Raw genomic sequence first — 25,220 nt, 5'->3', positions numbered from 1 at the left:
CATCACGTTGTCCAGGTCATCCTGGGGACGTGAATGAACGAGGACTGAGGGGGTTCGCGATCTGTGACGATCGCGAACCCCCTCAGGGTTTTTCGCCCGTCGTCTTCTGGCGAGCACGTTCAGGCGCCGGAGGAATTTCTGTTGATCGTGCCGGCGCAGTTGTCGGACCTCGTCCGGTGTTGGCTCGACCGCCGCACTTAGGCGTGTGTGTCACCCGGGGGAAATTCGACGTGAGCGCGAATGAGGGGAATCGGATACGAAGCTGCTGTCATCGGTGTCAGAAGTGAGTCCGTGATTCCTGCCGTGAAGTCTTCGATTCCGAGGATCTTGTACATTGCTTGACGGCCAAATTTCGTTGAGTCGGCAACGAAGAACGCTTCAGACGCGATCGAGCGAACTTTTCGTTGAAGTTCAAGGGAGTAACCGCCGTTTCCGTAGATCCCGTCCTGCATGATCGAACTTGCTCCGAAAATTGCCACATTGACTCGGATCTTGTCGATCTGATCAATCGCTGTTGGTCCCCACATGTGAGTGGATGTGGGAAGAAGCTCCCCGCCGACGAATACGAGGTTGAGTGAGGGGTGACGGAGCACTTCCATCGCGATCAATAGATCATGGGTCACGATTGTCACGTGTTCTTGGTTGAGGGCACGCGCAACCTCGAGGCAGGTAGTTCCCGTATCAAGGAACACCGTTTGATCTTCGAGAATCCTTTCGGCCATCGCTGGGCCGATTGCGCGTTTTTCCTGAAGGTGCGGGACTTCAGTTACCGTGGAAAGCGTGCGTTCCTTCAGGGGGATTGCCCCGCCGTGCGTTCGTTGAAGCAGCCCTTGATGAGCCATCTGTGCAAGGTCGCGTCTGATTGTCGAGACATTCACCCGAAGCTGGGCTGCGAGGGAGGAGACGGTGACAAATCCGGTTTCCTCCAGCAGTGCGAGTATGCGTTCCTGCCGATTCATGTTTTCCTCAAATCGCGGTTTTAGAGCTTGAGGGTATGGGATCTACTCATCGACGCCTCGTCGCGTCAGTATAAAGATCATCATAACGAATTCTAGTTCGCTAGCAAGCATGTATTGCGCGAAAACGCGCATTGTGTCGCGTCTCGAGTAAATGGTAACGATTGAGTAACGAGTCTGCGTGATATCAGGGAAAGATCGGGGGTAATTGTCCTGATCTCCCGTGGAAATGTCGTGATTCTCGTGCATACTGCGCGAAAACGCGCATAAAAAAGGGATTGTAGTGCGCGGAATCGTGAGTATGATGGGTGATCGCGGCGCGGATTTGGAAGTCCGAGCGCGAAGGCGCGCTGATGATGTGCCGTGATCATTCACATAGTCACGAAGGAGTGATGACATGAAGGTGCGTTATTCAATGGCAGCTATTGCCGCTGCGTCTGCACTGACTCTGGGTGCATGTAGCACGGTCGGCGGTGGTTCGAGCACTACTGGCGATTCAGGCTCGAAAGAAGCAGGTACCGATGCGCAGACGATGGTCACCGTCGTTAAAGTCAAGGGCATCGCGTGGTTCGATCGCATGGATGTCGGTGTTGTCGAGTGGGGCAAAGAAAACGGCTTCGACACCCGCACCGAAGGCGGTGACGACGTGAGTCCTGAGAAGCAGATCCAGATCATCCAGGATCTCATCGCGCAAAAGCCTGCGGCGATCACTGTGGTTCCCAACTCTCCCGAAGCGCTCTCGGCAGTGCTTGAACAAGCTCGCGCACAGGGAATCAAGGTCGTTGCTCACGAGGCAACGGGCATTGAAAACGTCGATATCGATATCGAGGCATTTGATAATGCGAGCTACGGTGAAGACATCATGAAGAACATCGGTGAGTGCACCGGTGGAAAAGGCAAGTACGTTCAGTTTGTCGGTGGTCTCACGGCAAAGACTCACATGGAGTGGGTTGAAGCGGCCTACAAGTACCAGCAGAAGAACTTCCCTGAGATGGAACGCGTCGAGACACCGATCGAATCGACCGATAACGAGACCGCTGCATACGAAAAGGCAAAAGAAGTTCTGGGGAAGTACCCGGATATCAAAGCCTTCCAGGGATCTGCCGGAAACGATGTCCCCGGTATCGCTCGCGCGATTGAAGAGGCCGGACTGGAAAATGACGTCTGCGTGATGGGCACGTCGATTCCATCGGCCGCTGCGAAGTACCTCGCGACCGGATCGATTGACAAGATCTTCTTCTGGGATCCGGCGCTTGCCGGACGCGCCCAGCTCCAGATCGCCAAGATTCTCTCTGAAGGTGGAGAGATCACTGAAGGAACTGATCTGGGGATCGAAGGCTACAACAGCTTGAAGAAACTTGATGGCTACGACAACGTCTGGGTCGGGCAAGCACAAATCGCTGCCGATGCAGAACAAGCCAAGAGCTACGATTTCTGACGCTCATAGACACGGGTTGGGGATGTGGTCGACGCATCCCCAACCCGGTCAAAGGAGTTACCTATGACTGACTCGCGAACACCGTTTCTTACGGTGAAAGATGTCGTGAAGAACTTTGATGGGGTTCTCGCTCTCGACGGAGTCTCGCTCAGTGTTTACCCCGGAGAAGTTCTGTGTCTCGCTGGTGAAAACGGCTGCGGAAAATCCACGCTGATCAAAGTTATTTCCGGAGTCCACAAGCCGGATTCAGGCACCATCGAAATCAACGGGGACACGATGGACGGCATCAGCCCCCTCGCTGCGATGAAGGCAGGAATCCAAGTGATCTACCAGGATTTCTCCCTTTTCCCGAATTTGACAGTTGCTGAGAACATTGCGCTGACAGGAGCGATCTCACAGCGGCAAGCCCTGTATCGTCGCAAAGAGAGTACATCGCTCGCGCGGGAAGTTGTTGAACGCCTCGGCGTGAAACTTCCCCTCGATGTGGATGTTGAGAAGCTGTCCGTGGCAGATAAGCAACTCACGGCGATTTGTCGTGCACTGGCCAATGATGCCCGCTTGCTCATTATGGATGAGCCGACAACAGCTCTGACACATCACGAAGTTGAACGCCTCTTCGCGGTCGTTGAAAAACTGCGCGCAGAAGGCGTTGCCTTGGTCTTCGTGTCACACAAGCTTGACGAGGTCATGAGGATTTCTCAGCGGGTGGCCATTATGCGATCAGGCCGCAATGTTCTCGACGCACCGGCAAGTGAACTTGATCGGGAGTCCATTGCCGTCCATATGACGGGAAAACAACTCGATCAGACGCGACGTGTCCCAGAACTTCAGCCCGAAGCCCCGGTCATGCTCCGAGTGACCGGTCTTAATGCCGGGACAGCATTGAAGGACGTGAACTTCTCGGTTCAGGCCGGTGAGATTGTCGGACTGACAGGTCTGTTGGGATCTGGACGAAGTGAAATTGCCGAAGCCCTGTTCGGTCTCCTGCCAAAGGATTCCGGGACTATAGAGGTCCACGGGAAAGTTGTGAACATTCGCGGAATCACAGACGCGATTGCAGCTGGCATCGGATATGTCCCAGAAGATCGCCTCACGGAAGGCCTGTTCTTGGACCAATCTATTGCACACAACGTCGTTGCGGCGTCGATTGATCAGCATACGTCGAAGATGCACACGCTTCGGACGGGAAAGATCAAAGTAACAATTGGTCGGTATTTTTCTGAATTGAGAATCAAAGCGCCCGATGTTCAGGCAGCCGTTCGGACGTTGTCTGGCGGAAATGCGCAGCGTGTCGTCCTCGCTAAATGGCTTGCACGGAATCCGAAGATTCTCATCTTGAATGGGCCGACTGTTGGCGTAGATGTTGGCTCTAAAGCGGAGATTCTTGACATTTTGCGAGAGCAAGCACGTCAAGGAATGAGCGTCATTGTCATCTCCGATGATGCTCCTGAATTGGTCTCCTGCTGTCATCGTGTCCTCGTGACGCGCAATGGCCGTATCGAAGCTGAACTCGCCGGCGATCAAATGGAAGCAGACACTATTCGAGAGCTGGTGGTCGCATGAGCACGGCGAAAAATAGGCGTGTTGAAACGGTGGTGCACGCAATTAAAGGTCCGAATAATGAGGGCGTTTTGCTGTTAGTACTTCTCGCGCTGATCATTGGGATGTCGATTGCGAGCCCGGCTTTCTTCACGCTCTCAACGTTGTTCGCAATCATCAGGTCATCGATCGTTCCGTTAATCTACGCACTTGGTGTTCTCCTCGTCATTATTTCAGGTGGCATCGATGTGTCGTTCGCGGCGATTGCGTCCTTCGCTGGTTATGCGACGATCGTTCTCCAGCTCCAGACGGGAATTGATCTCGGATTATTTGGCTCTTTCGCCTGCGCGATTGCTATGGGAATTATTCTCGGCGGAATTAACGGATTCATTATTTCCAAATGGCGGCTCCCAACTCTGATCGTCACCCTTGGAACTCAAGGGATGTTCATGGGTGTACTTCTGGCGTATGTCGGGTCACGGTACATCGCTGAACTGCCGTCAGGAATGGCGAGCGCCTCGACCGTGAACATTTGGACGACGAAAACCGAAACGGGAGTTGCTCTCCTTCATGTCATGACTATTCCCGCAGTTGTGCTGGCCGTTGTTGTTGCGTGGCTACTTTCTCGCACAATGTTCGGGCGATCGGTCTACGCAATCGGCGGCGATATTGAGTCAGCAAGTCGTGCGGGAATCCGGGTGAAACGAACGCAGATCCTTGTGTATGTGCTTGTGGGTGCGATGGCTGCGACAGCTGGGGTCATCTACATGATTATGGGCAGATCTGCGAATCCACAAGAAATTGTTGGCTCAGAACTCGACATTATCGCTGCTGTTGTTCTTGGAGGGGCATCCATTTTCGGTGGCCGAGGAACGGTACGTGGAACTGTTCTTGGTGTTCTTTTGGTTCAGATCATTAACAACAGCTTGATCTTGATTGGCGTTCCCAGCGCTTGGCAGCGTACGGCAGTCGGTGTGCTGCTCATCGTCGGTGTAGGTATTCAGGCTTTGTCAGCGAAGAAAGCGGCACAACGGACGAGCATCAATGTGGAAGGAGTGGCGGCAGCATGAGCGACTCTCAATTAACTCTCAAGCAGACGAATCATCGTGTTGATGAGTGGACGAAGCACATTCTTGCTCGTGTACATTCGAATCACTCGATCCTGCGGATGATGATTCTGGTCGTCGTCGCATTCGGATTGTTCGCGTTGCTCTCCCCTCGGGTCTTTCTGACGGGTCTCAACATGCAGAACATGCTCCTGGCTGTTCCAGAAATCGGTATCCTCGCCGTTGCCATGATGGTCGCGATGCTGACCGGAGGTATTGATCTATCACTGGTGTCGATTGCCAATCTTGCAGCGATCACGATCTCCACATCGTTCACAGCACTTGCGGCGCACGACAAAGCGCTGGCAGAAAATCTCGGTCCCGCTCTGATTCTGCTGGCCCTTCTTGTTGGGCTTGCAGCCGGCGCAGTCAATGGTTTCCTCATCGCCTATGTCGGTGTGACTCCAATTCTCGCGACACTTGGCACAATGCAGATCTTTAACGGCCTTGCGGTGGTGTGGACAGGAGGCAAGACCCTCTACGGATCGCCAAGCGGGTTGACGCTCTTTGGAAAGACTGCAATCTGGGTTATTCCCGCGCTATTTCTCGTATTCATCGCGATCGCTGGTGTTGTTGCTTTCTTGATTGGACGTACTCCACTGGGGCTTGGCTTGACGCTTGAAGGCGCGAACCCAGTAGCTTCCCGCTATTCCGGGATTAACTCCAGGTCTCTCTTGATGCGTAGCTATCTGCTCACAGGTCTTCTGGGTGCTGTTGCAGGTATCGTCTTCATTGCACGTAATCCAACAGCATCCGCGGACTACGGAGCGTCCTATGTGCTGCTGGTCATCGTGATCGCTGTGCTTGGTGGGACGAACCCAAACGGTGGTTTCGCCACGGTTGCCGGCGTATTCCTTGCGGCGATGACGCTACAGGTTGTTCAATCCGGTTTCACGGCGTTACGTCTGTCGACATTCCAGTACTCAATAGCACAGGGAGCAATTCTCATCACCGTGCTCATTGTTGATCAAGTGAACTGGTCGAAAGTTTTTCGCCGAAATCGGCGCACCAGTCGGGCGTAAAAGATAGCGGATACACACACCGCATCAAGTTCTCCACCAATCAACCGAAAGGTTTCCCATGAAGAAAATCATCAATCAGCCAGATCGCTTCGTCGATGAAATGATCGAAGGAATTCTCTTGGCTCATCCGGATCAGGTGAAAACACCCGGTGACGATCCTCGTATTCTCGTGCGCGCAGATGCGCCGGTGAAGGGGAAAGTCGGTATCGTCACCGGCGGCGGATCCGGACACCTCCCACTATTTAAGGGATACGTTGGAAAAGGTTTGTGTTCCGGCGTCGCAATCGGCAATGTCTTCTCATCGCCGAGTGTCCAACAGTGCTTCGAAGCAGCCCAAGCTGTTGACGGGGGCGCAGGCGTTCTCTTCCTCTACGGCAACTATGGTGGGGATGTTTTTAACTTCGACCTCGCTGCTGACATGGCGGAGCTTGAGGGAATCGAGATTCGCACCGTCCTCGGACGCGATGATGTCGCGTCACAAGGAAAAGACCGAAAGCTAGATCGCCGCGGCGTCGCCGGAATTTTCTTCGCATACAAGGCAGCGGGTGCAGCAGCAGAACGTGGCGACTCCCTTGACGAAGTTGCGGCTATCGCTGAAAAAGTCATCGACCGGACTGCGACGATGGGTGTTGGCCTCTCGCCGACGATTCTTCCAACAACGGGAGCCCCAAGTTTTGAGCTACCTGACGGCGAAATGGAAATCGGTATCGGTATTCACGGGGAGCCTGGAATCCATCGCGGAGAGCTCGTGTGCGCTGACGACATCGCCGATACGATCCTCGATGCGATTGTCGCGGATCTTGACGTGACATCAGGGGATCGAGTTGCGGTGTTGGTCAACGGTCTTGGCGCAACTCCACTGGAAGAACTCTATGTTCTTTACCGACGGGTGCACCAGCGGCTGAGTGAGCAGGGAGTGTCCATCGACAGGAAATACATCGGTGAATACGCAACGAGTCTGGAGATGGCGGGGGCATCAATTTCGCTCCTCGCACTCGACGATGAAATTGTGGAACTTCTGGACGCACCGGCACAGTCGCCATTTTTCGAGGAGCATGAGTGAGCATGAAAACTCAGGAATTGAAGAATCAGGTCCGTCAGTCGATGGCTCTATTAATCGGAGCTGCCGACGAACTGCGCGACCTCGATCAGGTGCTCGGAGACGGAGATCTTGGCATCACGATCTCCGCAGGAGCAAAGGCCGTTATCGAGGCTCTCGATGACGTAGCGGATGATTCTGCTCCTTCCGATTTGACGAGGGCGTGCGCGAAGGCATTCGCAAATGCAAATCCGTCAACAATGGCGGCGCTTGTCGCTGGCGGACTGCTTCAGGGATCGAAAGCATGGTCTGGAAAAGATGAAATTACTGTTGCTGATGCCGAATTGTTCATACGGTCGGCTGCCGACAGCATTTCGCATCGAGGAAAGAGCCAGGTCGGCGACAAGACAATTCTTGATGCGATCGTTCCGGCTGCTGATGCGCTCGCAGCGTCTCCTCAGTCACCGATCGATGCGGCAATCGAAGCGGCCGCAGATGCGGTGATTCGCACGCGCGATCTTCAGTCAAAACGAGGCCGAGCATCGTGGCTACAGGATCGGAGTATTGGACTTCAAGATCCGGGAGCGACCGCGTTTTTGAGGATGCTTGAGGCCTGGCGCGACGCAGAGAATGGTGACACAGGTCCAAAGGCCGCAGTGTACGACGGATAAATTGAATCTCACGTGGATCGGGGCATGCCGCTTGACCGGCATGCCCCGATTTTCGTCTGTGGGGGCGATAGGGCAGTGGGCCTTGGATGATCGAGGACCCGGTATGTCCACGCACGTGCTGTCCTGATTGCGTACTCAAAGATTCATGTCCTTGGGCTGGTATGTCGCCCGAAAAGTCGTGCGAAAACAGTCGCTCTCTCGTTGTCCTATGACGCCGATGTCTGGTCAAACAGGTCGTCAGAATTTGCGGAAATTCCTCGATAAGCAACAAAAGTGCACACCTCAACAGCTCGCACCTGGGTGCATTTTGCACGGGAAAAATTTCGGGGAGAAACAATTGAGGCGACCTGGATAGCGAGGGGTTGGCCCTCGGTCATCGTGACGACGCAAGGAGGCATCATGGGATTCAGGATCGTTGTTGCCGCAGACTCAGCTGGCGTTGACTACAAAGAGATTCTCAAGAAAGACCTCGAAGCTGACCCCCGAGTCGACGAAGTGATCGACGCTGGGCTTTCATCCGGTGAAGACGTTGACTACCCGCATGTCGCCGTCGAAGCCGCACGAATCATCGCCGGCGGAAAAGCTGATCGCGGGCTGTTCGTCTGCGGTACCGGAATGGGCGTTGCGATGGCGGCAAACAAGGTTCCCGGGATTCGTGCCTCCGTTGCGCACGATTCCTTCTCCGTTGAACGCCTCGTCAAATCGAATAACGCGCAGGTCCTGACCTTCGGGCAGCGCGTCATCGGCCTTGAGCTTGCCCGGAAGCTGACGAACGAATGGCTCGGATACGAATTCGACCCGAGCTCGCACTCGGCCCCTAAGGTCGCCGCCCTCGACGAATACGACCGAGAACATTCGGTCGAATCCGTCGGCTGCTGACACAACGACGTGGGTGCCGCCCTTATGCGAGCTGGGGCGGCACCCGAAAGCTCGGTTCACGAGCGCATCCCCTTAAAGCTCGTCCATCCCAATGGATCCTTTGAGATCCCCTCTTCAAGGACGAAGATATGACACCTGATGCAGTATTTACCTTCGCCAACATGGATCTTTTTTGGCTGATCCTTGCGCTTGCAGGGGGAGCCTTCGGTGCCATGATTGGCGCGAACTTTGCCTTTGCCTTTACCGGCGTGACAATCCTTGTTGGTTTCGCAGTTCTCGTGACAACAGGATCAAGCGCATTCCTTGACTACGTGTCTTTCGGCCCGGTGTTCGGCCCGCACATTGCCTTCGCCGGTGGTGTTGCAGCTGCTGCCTACGCGGCTCGAAAGAACGTGCTCGACGGAGGCGGTAAGGACGTCAACAGCCCGCTTGCGGGAGTTGGACGCCCAGATGTCCTCTGGGTAGGCGCCCTCTTTGGTCTTGGTGGATACGTCTTCCACAAACTCATCGTCATGATCCCGTGGTTCGGGACTCACACGGACTCCGTTGCCTTTACAGTGGTCTGCTCGGGCATTCTTGCCCGCATCATTTTCGGCAAGTCTTCGGTGTTCCACAAGATCACAGCCCCAACTGACGACGCCCGCTGGCTCGACTGGCAGGAGAAGCCCGCTCAGCTGACAACGGTTGGCCTGTTCGCGTCGATGCTCGCCGCAGGCGCTGCCGTCATGCTCCGCGGCTACATTGCTCCGGCCTCGGCCAATCCCGATGCAGTTGCAGCGAATGTCCAGGTCATCCCCTTTGCGATCTCTGCTCTGTGCATTTTCTTCGTTGCAATGGGGTGGCGCTTCCCGGTGACGCACCACATGACGATCACCGCTGCGCTTGCCGCATCCATCTACTTCCCGATCGTCGGCTCCGGCCTCGTTGCTGTCCTCATCGGTACAGTTTTCGGAATCGTTGCGGCCTTCGCTGGGGAGTATTTCGCACGTTGGACCTACGCCCACGGCGACACTCACATTGATCCACCGGCCGGTGTCATCTGGTTCATGAATACACTGGCAGTTGGTTCGGCGGCATTGTTTGCCTAAGTCAGGTGCTCGGAAACGGGGACACGGACGTGCGAGGCGTCCATGTCTGACACGGAGCTGTTGTCCCCGTTTCCCACCGACATTAACGATACCGATACTCGCGATTTCACAAGGAAAAGCATCATGGATTCAGCTGAGGAACTCACGCAGTGGCCCACCACGCTCTACGACGCGTACGTCTTCGACATGGATGGAACCATTTACCTGGGTGACAACTTCCTCCCCGGTGCCAAACGCCTCGTTGAGGAGCTTCGCCGGCGCAACATCCCGGTGCGATTCCTCTCGAACAACCCCACGAAGGACCCCGGTCAGTATGTGGAGAAGCTCGAAAAAATGGGGCTTCCAACTCCCATTGATGAGATTGCGAATACCGTTGTCACAATGACGCGGTGGCTCAAAGAAAATAAGCCCGGAGCCACCGTCTTTCCGATTGCGGAAGACCCCCTGATTCGTGCGTTCCGCGAGGCGGGGATTCCGATGAGTGACGATCCCGAAAAGATCGATATCGTCGTTGCCTCCTACGATCGCACCTTCGATTACCGCAAGCTCCAGATTGCTTTTGACGCGATCTGGTTCCACAAGCGCGCGATTCTTGTTGCAACCAACCCCGATCGTTTCTGCCCGTTCCCGGGTGGGCGCGGAGAGCCCGACTGTGCAGCGATGATCGCGGCGATCGAAGCGTGCACCGGCACGACATGCGAAATGGTCATTGGCAAGCCGAACCCAGCGATGGCTGAGGAAGCCCTCGGGGATCTCGATGTTGATCCAGCCAACTGCATGATGGTTGGTGATCGCCTGGGTACCGACATTCAGATGGCCGTCAACACCGGGATGTTTTCAGCAATGCCTCTGACGGGGGAATCGACACTCGAAGGAGCCCTTGCCCGCGACCCCAAGGAACGCCCCACATTCGTCCTCGACCGCGTTGACCGACTCATTCCCCAGGCGATCTGGGAAGAGAACGGCTGGACCGAAGACAACGATCCCGTGAACTAGCAGACACCGCACCGACAATGAATACATCGTGCGATCTCGACGGTATTGAGTCGAGGTCGCTGGGCGAAGCATTACCTCAAACTGGGCCATTTCAGGCCCTGAACCTCACCCACTAAATCCACAAAGACGTGTGAAGAAAGAAGAAAAAGATCATGGTTGCTCCTGGATACGAAGGCCCCTTTGTCATGGGTTTCGACTACGGAACCGAATCGTGCCGCGCGGCAATTTTTGACCTGCACGGACACCCCATTGCCTTCGCGGCGACACCGTATAAGACCTCTCACCCTCGTCCGGGCCAAGCCGAACAGAACCCGCAGGACTGGTGGAACGCAATCGTGGCCTCGACCCGTCGGGTCCTCGACGAAACGGGAATTCCGGCTCGTCATATCGCCGGAATCTCCTACGACGCAACAACAATGACCGTTGTTGCGATGGATAAGAACGGGCGCGAGCTGCGCAACGCGATCATGTGGATGGACGTGCGCGCCACCGAACAGTCGGCCCGCGCCGAAACCATCGATCACTGGGCGCGCCTGTACAACGGCGGCGGTACGATGCCCGCGACTGCCGAATGGTATCCCTTTAAGGCCGCATGGCTCAAAGAAAACGAGCCGGACATCTATCGCGAGGCCTACCGTCTTGTTGATGCTCCCGAATGGCTGACATACAAGCTCACGGGGGAGTGGACGTTGAACATCAACTCCGCCGCACTGCGCATGTACTACAACCGTGACGAGGGCGGATGGCCCGTTGAGTTCTACGAACACATCGGCTGCGGTGATGTCTTCGACAAGATCCCCGAGCGGATCCTCGACCTCGGCACCCCCGTTGGTGGACTTTCCGTCAGCGCTGCGAACGAGCTCGGCCTTCTGCCTGGAACCCCGGTTGCTCAGGGGTGTGCGGACGCATGGGCCGGACAAATCGGCCTGGGCGTTGTGTCCCCCGGGAAGACCGCAGTGATCACGGGGTCTTCTCACGTCATCACGGGTCAGTCCGGGAACCCGCTTCACGGTGAGGGCTTCTTCGGCGGATACACCGATGGCGTCATCCCCGGTCAGTACACCTGTGAAGGTGGCTTGGTCTCGTCTGGTTCGACACTCAAGTGGTTCAAAGACAACTTCTGCCGTGACCTCACGGGTGCCGCCGAACGCCTCGGCCTGAATCCGTACGCGGTGCTCGATGAGCGCGTCTCACACATGCCTCCGGGGTCCAACGGCCTCATCATTAACGAGTACTTCCAAGGCAACCGCACTCCGTACACGGATTCCAAGGCGCGTGGCATCATGTGGGGATTGACTCTGGGAACGTCGCCTGAGCAGGTGTACCACGCGATTGAAGAAGCCGTCTGCTTCGGCACAGCCCACGTCCTGAAGGCTTTCGAGGATTCAGGTTTCACCTCAACCGAGCTCGTTGCCTGCGGTGGTGCAACGAAATCTCGTGACTGGATGCAGATGCATTCCGACGTCACAGGTCTTCCCGTCACCCTCACAGAAGTCGGTGACGCCGTGGTCCTGGGCTCCTGTATGCTCGCGGCAGTTGGCTCCGGCCAGTATCAGTCGATCCAGGACGCAGCCCGCTACATGGTGCGCGAAGCCGACCGTATCGAACCTCGCGCCGACATCCACGAGGAATACCAGTTCTACTTCACGAAGTACATGGAGACGTACCCGCGTTTGCAGGACCTCTCCCACGAAATGGTTGATCACCTTGTGTGATCAGGAGGAAAACAAGGAATCATGTCGAACGAACTCATCGAACAAGCTCTGACAACCGCCACGGAGACGAAAGACATTGTCTTCGGGACGGATGTCCTCGACCAGACGGGTGATCTTTTTACCCGGATGTTTCCCGGAAGTCACGTGCTTGTCGTTGCTGATGGAAATACCTTCGCTGCCGCCGGTGAAGCCGTTGTTGCTTCCTTGAAGTCCGCGGGTGCCGAATTCGCCGAGGAACCCTACGTATTCCCCGGAACCCCAACCCTCTACGCCGGGTACGACAACGTCGAAAAGCTCCGCGAATACATTCGTCCCCTCGACAACACCGTTGTCTGCTCAATCGCGGCGGGCACACTCAACGACATTGCGAAACTTGCCTCCGGTGAGCTGGGACGTCCCTACATGAATGTGTGCACCGCCCCCTCGGTTGACGGCTACGCTGCCTTCGGCGCCTCGATCTCGAAAGACGGATTCAAGATCACCCGCAATTGCCCCGCGCCGACTGCCCTTGTCGCGGACCTGCGCGTCATCGCCGCCTCACCGCAGCGCCTCATCGCCACGGGTTACGGTGACCTCATTGAGAAAATCCCAGCGGGTGCCGACTGGATCCTTGCCGACGAACTGGGAATCGAAGCGATTGACGACTACGTCTGGTCCTTGGTTCAGGGTCCGTTGCGCGGAGCACTTGCCGATCCCGAGAAAATTGGCGAGGGCGACGTCGAAGCAATCACCGGATTAGCAGAAGGCAACATCATGTCGGGGTTGGCCATGCAGGCTGCCCAATCGTCGCGCCCAGCTTCGGGTGCGGGCCACCAATTCTCCCACGTGTGGGAAATGGAAGGCCACGGCCTCGACTGGGAACCGCCGTTGTCTCATGGCATGAAAGTTGGTGTGGGCACCGTCGCATCCTGTGCGATCTGGGAGGAAGCCCTCGCGATCGATATGAACGCGCTGGACGTCGACGCCATTGTTGCCGCTGCTCGCACTGACGAGGAAGTTGAGAAGTCCGTTCGCGAACTCCTCATTCCGCGCATCGCCGACGAAGCAGTTAAACATTCCGTGTTCAAGAATCTTCAGGGCGATGAGCTGCGTCAACGCATCGAAGCGATTCAGGCTGCGTGGCCGAGGATCGTTGAACGCGTGCGCCCCCAGCTCATTAGTCCCGAGGAAGCTGCCGAGCGCCTTGAGAAAGTTGGGGCACCGTTCCACCCTGAGATGATCGGCATCGACATGGAGCGTTTCCGCACGACCCACATCAAGGCCCAGATGATTCGTGCCCGCTACACGGTGCTCGACCTGCTGATGGACCTGGGACTGCTGGATTCCGTTATCGACGCTCTCTTCGCTCCCGACGGCTACTGGGGCCGTCACCCGCATCAGAGTGCGTGATCATTCCATTGACGAGGACGAGCGGCGGTCCGTGGCAGCCGGTCCGCCGCGGCGACCATCATCAGGGGTGTGACTGTCTGTGCGCCCCCGGAATGTCCGCAGTGATCCTCGGTGAGGCGCCAGGCCCGCGAAGCGGGTCCGTCCTCGTTAATTACACACGACAAAGAAGGAAAGACATCATGGTCAACGACGATCAGACGTACGTCATTGGTCTGGATTTTGGAACTCTGTCCGTTCGTGCCGCCGTTGTTCGCGTCAGCGATGGCGAGTTGGTGGCCGATGCGGTGAGTGAATATGCGACGCCGATTATGGATCGGACCCTGACTGCGGGGGATGGGCGCGCACTGCCCCCGGAGTTTGCCCTGCAAGTTCCCGGAGACTACCTGGTTGCTCTCGCACGTGTTGTCCCCGAGGCATTGAAGAATGCGGGTATCCCGGCTGATCAGGTCATCGGCATGGGGTTGGACTGCACATCCGCGTCGGTTGTCATCACGGATGCTCAGGGTTCACCAATGTGTGAAAACCCGAAGTATGTCAACGAACCTCAGGCATACCTCAAACTCTGGAAGCATCACGGAGCTCAGGAACAGACCGACCGGATCGTTGCGCTGGCAAAAGAACGCGCAGAGAAATGGCTTTCTCGTTACGGTGGGATTCTTTCCTCCGAAATGCTCATGCCAAAGGCCCTTGAACTTTTTCAGACGGCCCCTGAACTCTACACCGAAACCGCTGAGATCCTCGACATCGTTGACTGGTTGACATGGCAACTGTCGGGAACGCTCGTGTATGCGGCGGGGGACTCTGGCTACAAGCGGATGTATCAGGACGGGACCTATCCTTCCCGCGAGTATCTCAGGGAGCTTGCGCCCGGTTTTGAGAACATCTTCGAGGAGAAGATGAGTCACCCGATCGTTCCGCTCGGCTCAAAGGTTGGTGGATTGACAAAGGAATGGGCTGAGGTCTTTGGCCTTCCCGAGGGCATCGCCATCGCCGCCGGCAACATTGATGCCCATGTTCAGTGCGTGTCGGTTGGAGCAGTCAAGCCCGGCCAACTCACGGGTATTCTCGGAACCTCAACGTGCTGGATTCTTCCGTCGACCACCCTCGAAGAAGTTCCGGGTGTTTTCGGTGTTGTTGATGGTGGCGTCTGTGAGGGTGCGTGGGCGTACGAGGCAGGTCAGAGCGCCGTCGGTGATTCCTTCGCCTGGTTCATTGACAACTGCGTTCCACAGGAGTACTTCGACGAGGCCAAGAAACAGGGAGTGTCCATTCACCGGATCCTCGGCGGTCTTGCTGAGAAACAGGAGGTTGGTGAGCACGGGCTGGTTGCCCTCGACTGGTGGAACGGTAACCGTTCGACACTGGTGGATTCACGTCTCAGCGGTCTCATTGTGGGTCAGACGCTGACGAGCCGACCCGAGGATCAGTACCGTGCGCTGCTGGAATCCACGGCCTTCGGGGCGCGCGTGATCATTGAGAACTTCGAGGAACACGGAGTGCCGGTTGATGAGATCTTTATTGCGGGTGGCCTCATTAAGGACGCATTCCTCATGCAGATTTATGCGGATGTCACCAAGCGTACGTTGAGGATCGCGCGAACAGGGCAGGCCGGTGCTCACGGGAGCGCGATCTTTGCGGCTGTGGCTGCGGGAGAGTATGCGGATGTTCCCGAGGCTGCTCAGTCAATGGCCGGAGTTTCTCAGACGGTGTACACCCCGAATGCTCACGCGAGCGAGCGTTACGACCGTCTCTACGCGCAGTACAAGGCGCTTTACGATCTCTTCGGTCAGGGTGACATGATGCATGAGCTTCGTCAGTTGCGTACGGAGGGAATTGAATCTCACCGCTAACGAATCCGCTTCGTCGGGTGAGCGCGGTTCCATGACTCCGGGGATGTCTCGGTGTTCACGCGGCCGTTAGCTCATCCGTGCGCACAACACACCAGCCCCGCCACGTGTTCGCACGTGGCGGGGGATATCCCCGTGGAACAGATGTGCAGGACGACAGATTTCAGGAGGAAGTAGCTGTGGAAGGCGATCGCGAGATGCTTGCGCTGCGTGCTGCGCAGCTCTACTACTACGAAAATCTCACGCAGGGGGCTATCGCAGAGCGCATGCACTGCACCCGGTGGACTGTTGGGCGTCTCCTGGAGGAAGCCCGCGAAGCCGGCATCGTGCGCATCACGATTGCCCACCCTCAGGCCCGCGTGCGTTCCCTGGAGAAGCGTTTCCTTGACGCATTCGACATCACCGATGCCATCATTGTCCGCGAGCAGGATTCGGTGGGTGCAACGAAACGTCTTGTCGCGCAGGCCAGCGCTGACTTCATTACCGCGATCCGCCCGCGTCCGCAGTCCATAGGGGTTGCGTGGGGTCGGACGATTACTCAGGTGTCACACGCGATGCCGGACGACTGGGCTTCGGGTGTTGACATCTATCAGACATATGGTGGTTTGGTCCGCTCCAACGATGACGAGGTTGCTGATTCTATTGGCCTCATGGCACGCAAAGCTCGCGGCATCGGCCATATGCTTCCCGCCCCCGCAATTGTGACGGACGCGGAGCTCGGCCGCAGGTTGCGCCGGGAGCCGTCGGTGGCGAAGACCCTGACAGCTGGGCCGAAATCTGATCTCCTCCTCTACTCTCCGGGTGTCTTAGAGAACGAGTCCGTGCTTGTGCGCTCGGGTTTTCTCTCTCCTGCGGGAATGGACAAACTGCGGAACATGGGAGCGGCGACTGACCTGTTCTCCCACTTCGTCGATAGGGAAGGCAACCCGGTGTCGCAGGAGCTGGAAGCTCGGACAATCGGGGTGTCCCTTGATGCTGTTCGTCGGGCGAAGCGCAAGATGCTTGTCGGATCGGGTCCGCAAAAGGTTCTCCCCATGTGGATTGCCCTGTCGATTGGGCTTGCGTCGATTGTTGTGGCCGATGAGGTCACTGCCGAGGCGATCCTGTCTCAGACGCCCTGAGGATGGGCATCGAATTCGCCCATAGGTCGCAACGAAGTACCCTTAGAGGCATGGCTGTAGATGTTGTGACCTCGAAGAAACTTGTCATCACCCTGTCATGCCCGGATCAGCCGGGCATTGTTCACGCTGTCACGGGCGTTATCGGTGAAGTTGGTGGCAACATCATTCAGTCTCAACAATTCGGCGATCCGGATACGGGTCTGTTCTTCATGCGAGTCGAGGTTGACTCACCGGCCGGGCGCGACCCCGTCGAAGAGGGGCTGGGGAAGGTCGCTGAGCGCTTTGGTGCAACATGGAACATTGATCTGCTTGGACGCCCCCTGCGCACCATCATCATGGTGTCTCGTGAAGGTCATTGCCTGACGGATTTGCTGTACCGTCAGCGTTCGCAGGGGCTTCCGATTGATGTTGTTGCTGTGGTGGGCAATCATCCAGACTTGGCTCCCGTTGCCCAGTTCTACGGCGTTCCCTTCCTCAACATTCCGGTAACGAAGGACACGAAGGACGAGGCGGAGCGCCAGCTCCTCGACCTCGTGCGTTCTGAAAATGTTGAGCTCGTCGTCCTCGCCCGCTACATGCAGATCCTTTCCGACAAGGTCTGTCGCGAAATGAAGGGACGGGTGATCAACATCCATCACTCTTTCCTTCCGTCCTTTAAGGGGGCGCGCCCCTACGCCCAGGCCCACGACCGCGGAGTCAAACTCATCGGGGCAACCGCCCACTATGTCACCGCTGATCTTGACGAGGGGCCGATTATTGAACAGGACGTCACCCGCGTAACCCACGCCGATTCAACCCCCGATATGGTGGCTCTTGGGCAGGATGTTGAGCGTCGAGTTCTCGCCCAGGCGGTACGTTGGCACGTTGAGCGTCGCGTCCTCATGGACGGCACTCGCACGGTCGTCTTCTCCAAGTAGCCGCCCCGGTTTTCTCCGCTTTTCGTGGAGTTGGCCCGTCGCCTTCGCCTGTTCGCCAGTATCGCCTGGGGACGAGGACGACGCCGGCTTTCGCAACGCTTGGCTGGGAGACGCGCCTGGCCTATGACCCCCGTATTCGGGGGTCGCTTTATTTTCGGAAGAGGTCATCGAAGATCGCTGTCCGGTTGTTGTGCTCGGGCGCCACGGTCGTGGATGAGACGCTAAACTGTACGCGTCGTGACTGGCGAACAGGTGGGAAACCACCGGGAAGCGATGACCAGACATTTCTAGCCGCCCGCCTGGGCTCGGATGTCGACCGCATACGCGGAGAGTTCGGACGAACAGGAGAACCCGTGGATTCCCTCAATGACATGACTCTGGCGCAGCTCGATCCGGAAATTCAATCCATCCTGGATTCTGAGCTTGACCGTCAACGCCACACCCTGGAAATGATTGCGTCGGAGAACTTCGTTCCCCGTGCGGTCCTTCAAGCACAGGGGTCGGTCCTGACAAATAAGTACGCTGAAGGCTACCCTGGGCGCCGCTACTACGGTGGCTGCGAATTCGTTGACGTTGCAGAGAGCCTGGCGATTGAACGCGCTCAGCAGGTGTTCGGCGCGGACTATGTGAACGTCCAGCCTCATGCCGGTGCTCAGGCAAACGCCGCAGCCCTCATGGCTATGGCAGATGTGGGTGACACCATTCTTGGCTTGTCGCTGGCCCACGGTGGTCACCTGACCCACGGTATGCGGATCAACTTCTCCGGAAAGAACTACAACGCCGTCGCCTACGAGGTGTCGCGCGAGACCATGAGAATCGAACCCGAGCAGGTCCGGGAGGCTGCTCTCAAGGAACGCCCGAAAGTCATCATCGCCGGATGGTCCGCCTACCCCCGTCACCTGGACTTCCAGGCATTCCGCGAGATTGCTGACGAGGTCGGTGCTGCCCTGTGGGTCGACATGGCGCACTTCGCGGGACTTGTTGCTGCCGGACTACACCCCAGTCCCGTCCCTCACGCCGATATCGTGACGACCACCGTCCACAAAACCCTCGGCGGCCCGCGCTCGGGCATGATTCTGTCCTCGCGTGGCGAGCAGTGGGGCAAGAAGATCAACTCCGCAGTGTTCCCCGGACAGCAGGGCGGCCCCCTGATGCACGTCATCGCCGCGAAAGCCATCGCAATGAAGGTCGCTCAGACGGAGGAATTCAAGGAGCGTCAGCGCCGCACACTCGAAGGCGCGCAAATCCTCGCCGAACGCCTCGGAGCGGATGACGCGAAGAAAGCCGGTGTCAAACTCGTTACCGGTGGAACAGATGTCCACCTCGTCCTCGTTGACCTTGTGGACTCCAAGCTTGACGGACAGCAAGCAGAAGATCTCCTCCACGACGTTGGCATCACCGTTAACCGCAACGCCGTTCCCTTTGACCCGCGTCCCCCGAAAGTCACGTCGGGTCTGCGCATTGGAACCCCGGCTCTGGCCACCCGCGGCTTCGATGCGGAAGATTTCCGCGAAGTTGCCGACATCATCGGCACAACCCTTGTTCAGGGAGCCGACGGTGGGAGCGTTGATGTCGAGGGCTTGCGTGCTCGCGTGCGTGCCCTCACGGATCGTCACCCCCTGTACGCAGGACTTGAGCAGTGAGGGCCCCCTGGGAGGGACCGGCGCAGGTCCTCGACGGTCAAGCCACCGCTCAAGCCATCAAAGATGAGCTGCGTGAACGTGTGACCGCGTTGCGCGCTCGCGGCGTTGTTCCCGGTTTGGGTACCGTTCTTGTTGGCCAAGACCCGGGGTCGGTTGCCTACGTTGCCGGTAAGCACCGAGACTGCGCGGAAGTGGGGATCGAATCAATCCGAGTTGATTTGCCTGAGAGTGCCACACAGGACGAGGTCGAAGCGGCTATTGACCAGCTCAATGCCGATCCCGCATGCACCGGCTACATCGTTCAGCTGCCGCTTCCGCGTGGCATCGACACGAATGCTGTGCTGGAACGCATTGACCCGGCGAAAGACGCAGACGGCTTGCATCCGATGAATCTTGGTCGCCTGGTCCTGCGAGGGAACGGGCCGATTGACTCACCGCTGCCGTGCACTCCGCGCGCCGTCATTGAACTCATTGAGCGTCACGGAATTTCCCTTGCGGGTCAGGACGTGTGCGTTGTTGGCCGCGGCGTCACCGTTGGTCGTTCGATTGGGCTGCTGCTCACTCGTAAGGAGGTCAATGCGACGGTTGACGTATGCCATACGGGAACCCGTGACCTCGCAGAGCATGTCAAACGTGCGGATGTCGTTGTTGCGGCGGCTGGTTTCGCTGGGCTCATCACGAAAGACATGGTGAAGCCGGGTGCAGTTGTCCTCGACGTCGGTGTTTCTCGCGTGCAGCTGGAGAACGGGAAGACGCGCCTCATGGGTGACGTTGCTGACGGCGTTGACCAGGTGGCTTCCTGGCTGTCACCCAACCCCGGAGGGGTTGGCCCGATGACGCGTGCGCTCCTTGTGACGAATGTTGTCGAGGCCGCTGAGCGAAGCGCCTGACGCTGGAACAGACCACAATACCGCTGTGTGTTGTTGACCTGTGGGTACACCCCGCGCGGGGTGTACCCACAGGTGCTCTTGGATCATGAGTGTGACAGCGAAAAAACTCATCAGGCGCGAATGTGCTGTGACGATTGAAGAGACAGGACCCGGTGGTGGGCCGCGCAGCGGCCCCGTCCTCGTCCCCATAAAATGAATTGGGCACGCGCCGCATAAGGAAATAGCAACGCCAGAACGAATGGAAGGCACGACGCATATGACCCACCCGCTTCACGGATGCCACTTTCTGCGCGAACTCGATTTCACTCCCGCGCAGTGGATGTCGCTCATTGACCTGGCGGCGCAGCTGAAAGACGACAAGAAAAACGGATGTGAAAGACAGCGTCTCGTGGGGAAGAACATCGCGCTGATTTTCGAGAAAACATCAACGAGGACGCGCTGCTCTTTCGAGGTGGCTGCCGCCGACCAGGGGGCGCATACGACCTACCTGGATCCGACCGGTTCGCAGATCGGACACAAGGAATCCGTGGCGGACACGGCGCGTGTTCTCGGACGGATGTTTGACGGCATTGAATACCGCGGTGACGACCAAGCGAAGGTTGACACGCTTGCTCAGCTCTCCGGCGTTCCCGTGTGGAATGGACTCACCGATGACTGGCATCCCACGCAGATGCTCTGTGATTCCCTGACGATGCGTGAACACGCGGGAAAGCCGCTGTCTGACGTGTCCTATGCCTATGTTGGTGATGCCCGATTCAATATGGGGCGATCCCTGTTGGTCAACGGGGCGCTCATCGGAGCGGACGTGCGAATCGTTGCCCCCAAGCAGCTGTGGCCCGATGACGAATGTATTAACGCCGCGCGGACGATCGCCGAGCAAACCGGGGCTCGTATGACCCTCACGGAATCTGTTGCCGAGGGCGTGGCCGGAGTTGACTTCGTCCACACCGACATCTGGGTGTCGATGGGGGAATCTGCGGATGTGTGGAACGAACGGATCGCACTGCTACGTGACTACCAAGTCAATGCGTCCCTGATGAGCACGGCTGGGCCGCAGGCGAAGTTCATGCACTGCCTGCCCGCCTACCATGACCGCAATACGGTGATCGGCGAGCAGATGTACCAGGCCACGGGGATGGACGGGATCGAAGTGACGAACGAGATCTTCGAGGGGCCTGCGTCCATTGTGTTCGATCAGGCGGAAAACCGGATGCACACGATCAAAGCCGTCATGGTGGCAACCCTGGGTGATTTCTCCGACGGCAAGTGAAAAGAGCACAGCATGACTGACACGCCCTCGGCAATGCACGAAGCTATCGCCTCACTGAGCGCCCCACGGCGAGCAGAAGTCCTCGTTGAAGCACTCTCATGGATGCGGGAACTACGCGGATCCATCGTCGTCATCAAGTACGGCGGTCACGCGATGACCGATCCGGACGCTCAGCTCTCCTTTGCTGCCGATGTCCAATTCCTCCACCAGGCCGGGATGTTTCCCGTCGTCGTCCACGGAGGGGGACCCCAGGTGTCGGCGATGCTCACCCGCCTAGGGATTGAGACTCCCTTCGTTGACGGGGTGCGGGTGACCACCCCCGAAGCTATGGAGATTGTCCGGATGGTCCTCACGGGGTCCGTGCAGCGTCGACTCATTGGCTTACTCAACCGTCGCGACAACCTCGCCATCGGGATTTCCGGCGAGGACGGAGCTCTGCTGCGCGCCCAGCGGAGGCGAATTGGCAGCGACGGATCCGCCAGGGATTTTGGCCTTGTGGGTGATATCTGCGGGGTTGACACGGGAGCTGTCATTGATCTCCTGGAAGCCGGTCGTATCCCCGTGATTTCCTCAATCGCCTTGGATGATGAGGATCCCACGCAGGTCCTCAATATCAATGCTGACGCTGCTGCTTCGGCAATTGCGGCGGCGTTGCACGCGCCTAAGCTCCTGATGTTGACTGACGTTGAGGGAATCTACGCGAACTACCCCGACCCGTCGTCACTCATTACGAAGATCACGGTCTCGCACCTACGTGAACTCGGTGAGTCCATTTCTTCGGGAATGATCCCCAAGGTTGATGCCTGTGTGGAAGCAATCGCCGGGGGAGTGGGAGCTGTCCACATCATCGACGGACGGATGCCGCATTCGGTGCTTGTCGAACTGATGACTGACGAAGGAAATGGAACGATGGTCATTCCCGATCCTGTTCTCGACGAGGCCGATACGGGTGACGCCGCTATTTCGCTGGACACACCAAGGTAAATGAACGATGACGCTACGAATTTCCACTGTGAATCTCAATGGGGTGCGTGCCGCCTCCAAACGCGGACTGACCTCGTGGCTTGAATCCCATGCCCCCGCGGTTCTCCTCATGCAGGAAGTGAGGGCAGATGAAGCAATCACGCGTTCGCTTCTGCCTGATGCGTGGGACCTTCGAGTTGTTCCGTCGAGGATCAAAGGCCGCGCAGGTGTGGCGGTTGCTGTTCATCAGGATCGTGCAGAATTCGTTGGTGATGCGCGCCTCGTCCTCGACAATGAGGAAAGTGACGTTGACTCGGGTCGATGGCTTGAAACACTGGTTCGAGGCGTTGATACTCTCACTCCCATTCGGGTTGTGTCCGCCTACTTCCATTCCGGTGAGAAAGACACACCCAAGCAGGAAGCGAAGATGGCTCACTTGCCGAGGATCGCTGAGCGTATGCGGGTGCTTCTGGACGAAGCCAGTGGCGTTTCCCCGGTTGAGAGCATTGTCTGCGGTGACTTCAACATCGTTCGATCTCAGCGTGACATCAAGAACTGGAAACCGAACCATAACAAGCGCGCCGGGGTTCTCGACGAAGAGATTGAGTTCCTCAACGCGTGGGCTGACGCCGGATGGGTCGATGTTGTTCGGAAGCTAGCAGGAGATGTCCAGGGGCCATACTCGTGGTGGTCGTGGCGAGGCCAAGCCTTCGTCAACGACGCAGGATGGCGTATTGACTACCAGTACGCCACCCCCGGGATTGGCGCCACTGCGAGCGAATTTTTCATTGGACGCGCCGACAGCTATGACGCGCGTTTCTCTGACCATGCTCCCGTGACCGTTGACTACGACTGGGCGCGTTGAGCCTGGGGACGAGGACGAGCGGGGAGCGGTCACGCTGCGTGACCGGGCTGTGCCCCCTATCGTGAGAGCATGAACTCTCCCACGACGCAGCCTCAGTCTCGCGACAGTGAAACAGTCGATGACCTTGGTCTATACACAACGCCCGAGGATTGCGGACTCGAAGCCCCGCGCCTGACAGAGGCGTTGGGAGCCGAAGGGTTCCCCGCGAAAGCCGCGGCCCTTGGACAATGGTGGGCAGCGACGCGGCTTGCTCGTGCCCTGACTCGATACAACCAGCGGAACGGAACGCTGCTGACCGGCGGCATGGCATTGACCGCGCTGACCTCGCTGACAGCGGCGCTGACCGTGGCGATCACGATCTTCATGCTTGTCCTTGGCGATAACGAACAGCTGCGCACGGCATTCTTCGAGACAATCGATTCGGCGGTGCCGAACCTCTTGAAAACGCCGACGACGCCTGATGGTCTCGTTGATCCGCACGCCCTGATCATGTCGAATGCCGTGTCGGTGACCGGCATCGTCGCCTTAGCGATCATGGCATGGTCGGCAATCGGTGTTGTTGGACAGCTGGGGAACTCGATCCGCGCGATGTTTTCCATCGGGATCACCCCCGGAAATCCCGTTATCAAAATCCTCATGAATGCTCTGGGTGCTCTTGGCTTGGGAGTCGGACTGATCGCCAGCGCGGGTTTGGGTATTCTCGTGTCCTTTGCCGGAGACTGGTTGCTCGGCCTCGTTGGCCTTGCCGGATCGGGTTTTTCCGCGGTTATTCTGCGGATCCTCACCGAGGTGATTTCCTTCGGGGTGTATTTCTTTGTCACATGGTTGCTCATCCGCGTTGTCTCAAGGGTGCGTGTCCCCAAGCATGACCTGTATTGGGGACTGGCAATCATCGCTCTGATCTCCATCGTGTTGCGTAACCTCGGGACCAGCGTTGTTGGAGCGGTATCCGGTCCTCTTCTGGCAACCGCGGCAACCCTGATCACTCTGGTGCTGTGGCTTAATCTTCAAGTACGGGTGGTCCTTACCGGATGCGCGTGGATGGCCAACCCACCCAAAGCGCACGCGCCTGCGACCCCACGTCAGGTTCACTTCATGGAAACCCCAAACTATGTGTCCCTGTCGGCACCCCATACTCTTCAGTGGCCGCACAATGCGATTTCCGGTGAGGTCATGCCCGATGAGCTTCACGAGGCCGCAGCCATCATGCTCGGCGACGATCACTGAGACGTGGAGAACAGTATGAGCTGGTGGAGAGGTTGCGTGATTCTACGAGGCGGCCTCGAAGTCGAAAATCGCCATTGACGAGTACATTCCATTGGCGTCAACCCGATCAAGACGAAAACCCGGAACCATCCATGACGCCTCGAATTGGTCAGTGATATCCATAGCGAAGTCCATTGCCGGATCGGGAATATCCTGGGCGAGGGTGACGTGCGGATGGTAGGGGAAACGCAGATCAATGTTCAGCGGTCCGCTGCGGATGTCTTCTTCGAGGGCCGTACACGAGTCAGCGCCCTCAGCAACATTGATGAAGGCGACTTGGGATACGGGACGGAATGAATCGGTGCCGCGCAGCGTGATACGGAATGGCCGGTGGGCTTTGGCAACGGAACGCAGGTGACGAATGATGTGTTCGCGCCCGTCAGCGGGAACCGGAATCGGGGGAAGCAACGTAATGTGCGCGGGAACGATCGATCCTTGAAGGTCACCAAGTCGCAGGCGTAGTTCCGTCAGCTCCGTAACCCAGGGTTCGGGGATGGCAATGACAACGCCAAACCATTCCTGGCCCGGGGACAGCTGAGGGAGGAACATCAACACCTCGTCGGCATCTGCGTGGAATCTGGGACGAAGGTCAAGTGTAGA

The 25,220-nt window shown here is 57.6% G+C and carries 22 protein-coding genes and 1 riboswitch; of the genes, 20 read left to right on the top strand and 2 right to left on the bottom strand.

Going from position 1 to position 25,220, the window contains the following annotated elements; all coding sequences use genetic code 11:
• Positions 1 to 197: 197 nt before the first annotated feature.
• Positions 198 to 959 (bottom strand): DeoR/GlpR family DNA-binding transcription regulator, encoded by a 762-nt coding sequence (locus G7Y41_RS07580; protein WP_165216281.1) that lies wholly within the window; start codon positions 957 to 959, stop codon positions 198 to 200.
• Between the two features lie 394 nt (positions 960 to 1,353).
• On the opposite strand from G7Y41_RS07580, the gene G7Y41_RS07575 reads away from it, so the two are divergent.
• The 20 genes from G7Y41_RS07575 to G7Y41_RS07480 all read left to right on the top strand — a co-directional run bounded on the left by G7Y41_RS07575 (position 1,354) and on the right by G7Y41_RS07480 (position 24,581).
• A complete protein-coding gene (locus G7Y41_RS07575; RefSeq protein WP_165315903.1) occupies positions 1,354 to 2,394 on the top strand; it encodes a substrate-binding domain-containing protein in 1,041 nt (346 codons plus the stop codon).
• A 63-nt stretch (positions 2,395 to 2,457) separates the two neighbouring features.
• Positions 2,458 to 3,957, top strand: coding sequence for a sugar ABC transporter ATP-binding protein (locus G7Y41_RS07570; protein ID WP_165315902.1), 1,500 nt, complete (start codon positions 2,458 to 2,460; stop codon positions 3,955 to 3,957).
• On the top strand, positions 3,954 to 5,003 hold the full coding sequence (locus G7Y41_RS07565) for an ABC transporter permease (protein ID WP_165216279.1): 1,050 nt from the start codon (positions 3,954 to 3,956) through the stop codon (positions 5,001 to 5,003). The genes G7Y41_RS07570 and G7Y41_RS07565 overlap by 4 nt, the downstream gene beginning before the upstream one ends.
• Positions 5,000 to 6,061 (top strand): ABC transporter permease, encoded by a 1,062-nt coding sequence (locus G7Y41_RS07560; protein WP_196819489.1) that lies wholly within the window; start codon positions 5,000 to 5,002, stop codon positions 6,059 to 6,061. Before G7Y41_RS07565 ends, G7Y41_RS07560 begins: the two co-directional genes overlap by 4 nt.
• Before the next feature lie 58 nt (positions 6,062 to 6,119).
• Positions 6,120 to 7,124, top strand: coding sequence for a dihydroxyacetone kinase subunit DhaK (locus tag G7Y41_RS07555; protein ID WP_165216278.1), 1,005 nt, complete (start codon positions 6,120 to 6,122; stop codon positions 7,122 to 7,124).
• A gap of 2 nt (positions 7,125 to 7,126) precedes the next feature.
• Positions 7,127 to 7,771, top strand: a complete 645-nt coding sequence (locus tag G7Y41_RS07550) for a DAK2 domain-containing protein (protein ID WP_231367414.1) — start codon at positions 7,127 to 7,129, stop codon at positions 7,769 to 7,771.
• Between the two features lie 399 nt (positions 7,772 to 8,170).
• Positions 8,171 to 8,650, top strand: coding sequence for a ribose-5-phosphate isomerase (locus tag G7Y41_RS07545; RefSeq protein WP_165216276.1), 480 nt, complete (start codon positions 8,171 to 8,173; stop codon positions 8,648 to 8,650).
• A 128-nt stretch (positions 8,651 to 8,778) separates the two neighbouring features.
• Positions 8,779 to 9,738 (top strand): DUF7973 family transport facilitator, encoded by a 960-nt coding sequence (locus G7Y41_RS07540; RefSeq protein ID WP_165216275.1) that lies wholly within the window; start codon positions 8,779 to 8,781, stop codon positions 9,736 to 9,738.
• Between the two features lie 123 nt (positions 9,739 to 9,861).
• Positions 9,862 to 10,734, top strand: coding sequence for an HAD-IIA family hydrolase (locus tag G7Y41_RS07535; protein WP_165315901.1), 873 nt, complete (start codon positions 9,862 to 9,864; stop codon positions 10,732 to 10,734).
• A 152-nt stretch (positions 10,735 to 10,886) separates the two neighbouring features.
• On the top strand, positions 10,887 to 12,449 hold the full coding sequence (locus tag G7Y41_RS07530) for an FGGY-family carbohydrate kinase (RefSeq protein WP_165315900.1): 1,563 nt from the start codon (positions 10,887 to 10,889) through the stop codon (positions 12,447 to 12,449).
• Between the two features lie 21 nt (positions 12,450 to 12,470).
• Positions 12,471 to 13,838, top strand: coding sequence for a sn-glycerol-1-phosphate dehydrogenase (locus tag G7Y41_RS07525; protein WP_165315899.1), 1,368 nt, complete (start codon positions 12,471 to 12,473; stop codon positions 13,836 to 13,838).
• A 179-nt stretch (positions 13,839 to 14,017) separates the two neighbouring features.
• Positions 14,018 to 15,688: a ribulokinase gene (locus G7Y41_RS07520; protein WP_165315898.1), complete on the top strand. Its 1,671-nt coding sequence runs from the start codon at positions 14,018 to 14,020 to the stop codon at positions 15,686 to 15,688.
• A gap of 176 nt (positions 15,689 to 15,864) precedes the next feature.
• Positions 15,865 to 16,806: a sugar-binding transcriptional regulator gene (locus G7Y41_RS07515; RefSeq protein ID WP_165216265.1), complete on the top strand. Its 942-nt coding sequence runs from the start codon at positions 15,865 to 15,867 to the stop codon at positions 16,804 to 16,806.
• 50 nt (positions 16,807 to 16,856) lie between these two features.
• Positions 16,857 to 17,723, top strand: a complete 867-nt coding sequence (gene purU, locus G7Y41_RS07510; protein WP_165315897.1) for a formyltetrahydrofolate deformylase — start codon at positions 16,857 to 16,859, stop codon at positions 17,721 to 17,723.
• 227 nt (positions 17,724 to 17,950) lie between these two features.
• Positions 17,951 to 18,035: riboswitch (ZMP/ZTP riboswitch) on the top strand.
• 41 nt (positions 18,036 to 18,076) lie between these two features.
• Complete coding sequence (glyA, locus tag G7Y41_RS07505) at positions 18,077 to 19,366, top strand: serine hydroxymethyltransferase (RefSeq protein WP_165216259.1); 1,290 nt, start codon at positions 18,077 to 18,079, stop codon at positions 19,364 to 19,366.
• A complete protein-coding gene (locus tag G7Y41_RS07500) occupies positions 19,363 to 20,256 on the top strand; it encodes a bifunctional methylenetetrahydrofolate dehydrogenase/methenyltetrahydrofolate cyclohydrolase (RefSeq protein ID WP_165315896.1) in 894 nt (297 codons plus the stop codon). The genes glyA and G7Y41_RS07500 overlap by 4 nt, the downstream gene beginning before the upstream one ends.
• A gap of 256 nt (positions 20,257 to 20,512) precedes the next feature.
• On the top strand, positions 20,513 to 21,526 hold the full coding sequence (gene argF / locus G7Y41_RS07495; RefSeq protein WP_165315895.1) for an ornithine carbamoyltransferase: 1,014 nt from the start codon (positions 20,513 to 20,515) through the stop codon (positions 21,524 to 21,526).
• Positions 21,527 to 21,538: 12 nt separating this feature from the next.
• Positions 21,539 to 22,510, top strand: a complete 972-nt coding sequence (argB, locus tag G7Y41_RS07490; protein WP_231367269.1) for an acetylglutamate kinase — start codon at positions 21,539 to 21,541, stop codon at positions 22,508 to 22,510.
• 7 nt (positions 22,511 to 22,517) lie between these two features.
• Positions 22,518 to 23,354, top strand: coding sequence for an exodeoxyribonuclease III (locus G7Y41_RS07485; protein WP_165315894.1), 837 nt, complete (start codon positions 22,518 to 22,520; stop codon positions 23,352 to 23,354).
• Between the two features lie 69 nt (positions 23,355 to 23,423).
• Positions 23,424 to 24,581 carry a YhjD/YihY/BrkB family envelope integrity protein gene (locus G7Y41_RS07480; protein ID WP_165216248.1) on the top strand — a complete coding sequence of 386 codons (1,158 nt, stop codon included), beginning with the start codon at positions 23,424 to 23,426 and terminating at the stop codon, positions 24,579 to 24,581.
• Between the two features lie 42 nt (positions 24,582 to 24,623).
• On the opposite strand, the gene G7Y41_RS07475 is transcribed toward G7Y41_RS07480, so the two are convergent.
• Positions 24,624 to 25,169 (bottom strand): 2'-5' RNA ligase family protein, encoded by a 546-nt coding sequence (locus tag G7Y41_RS07475; RefSeq protein ID WP_165216245.1) that lies wholly within the window; start codon positions 25,167 to 25,169, stop codon positions 24,624 to 24,626.
• Positions 25,170 to 25,220 lie beyond the last annotated feature (51 nt).

Source organism: Schaalia sp. ZJ405 (assembly GCF_011038885.2).
Classification (GTDB): Bacteria; Actinomycetota; Actinomycetes; order Actinomycetales; family Actinomycetaceae; genus Pauljensenia.
The sequence above is the reverse complement of the archived record's forward strand: the minus strand, read 5'-3'. Positions and strand labels throughout refer to the sequence as shown.

Coding starts and splice junctions, on each gene's coding strand:
- G7Y41_RS07580 (WP_165216281.1), bottom strand. CDS start 959: ATGAATCGGCAGGAACGCATACTCGCACTGCTGGAGGAAACCGGATTT.
- G7Y41_RS07575 (WP_165315903.1), top strand. CDS start 1,354: ATGAAGGTGCGTTATTCAATGGCAGCTATTGCCGCTGCGTCTGCACTG.
- G7Y41_RS07570 (WP_165315902.1), top strand. CDS start 2,458: ATGACTGACTCGCGAACACCGTTTCTTACGGTGAAAGATGTCGTGAAG.
- G7Y41_RS07565 (WP_165216279.1), top strand. CDS start 3,954: ATGAGCACGGCGAAAAATAGGCGTGTTGAAACGGTGGTGCACGCAATT.
- G7Y41_RS07560 (WP_196819489.1), top strand. CDS start 5,000: ATGAGCGACTCTCAATTAACTCTCAAGCAGACGAATCATCGTGTTGAT.
- G7Y41_RS07555 (WP_165216278.1), top strand. CDS start 6,120: ATGAAGAAAATCATCAATCAGCCAGATCGCTTCGTCGATGAAATGATC.
- G7Y41_RS07550 (WP_231367414.1), top strand. CDS start 7,127: ATGAAAACTCAGGAATTGAAGAATCAGGTCCGTCAGTCGATGGCTCTA.
- G7Y41_RS07545 (WP_165216276.1), top strand. CDS start 8,171: ATGGGATTCAGGATCGTTGTTGCCGCAGACTCAGCTGGCGTTGACTAC.
- G7Y41_RS07540 (WP_165216275.1), top strand. CDS start 8,779: ATGACACCTGATGCAGTATTTACCTTCGCCAACATGGATCTTTTTTGG.
- G7Y41_RS07535 (WP_165315901.1), top strand. CDS start 9,862: ATGGATTCAGCTGAGGAACTCACGCAGTGGCCCACCACGCTCTACGAC.
- G7Y41_RS07530 (WP_165315900.1), top strand. CDS start 10,887: ATGGTTGCTCCTGGATACGAAGGCCCCTTTGTCATGGGTTTCGACTAC.
- G7Y41_RS07525 (WP_165315899.1), top strand. CDS start 12,471: ATGTCGAACGAACTCATCGAACAAGCTCTGACAACCGCCACGGAGACG.
- G7Y41_RS07520 (WP_165315898.1), top strand. CDS start 14,018: ATGGTCAACGACGATCAGACGTACGTCATTGGTCTGGATTTTGGAACT.
- purU (WP_165315897.1), top strand. CDS start 16,857: ATGGCTGTAGATGTTGTGACCTCGAAGAAACTTGTCATCACCCTGTCA.
- argF (WP_165315895.1), top strand. CDS start 20,513: ATGACCCACCCGCTTCACGGATGCCACTTTCTGCGCGAACTCGATTTC.
- argB (WP_231367269.1), top strand. CDS start 21,539: ATGACTGACACGCCCTCGGCAATGCACGAAGCTATCGCCTCACTGAGC.
- G7Y41_RS07485 (WP_165315894.1), top strand. CDS start 22,518: ATGACGCTACGAATTTCCACTGTGAATCTCAATGGGGTGCGTGCCGCC.
- G7Y41_RS07480 (WP_165216248.1), top strand. CDS start 23,424: ATGAACTCTCCCACGACGCAGCCTCAGTCTCGCGACAGTGAAACAGTC.
- G7Y41_RS07475 (WP_165216245.1), bottom strand. CDS start 25,169: ATGTTCCTCCCTCAGCTGTCCCCGGGCCAGGAATGGTTTGGCGTTGTC.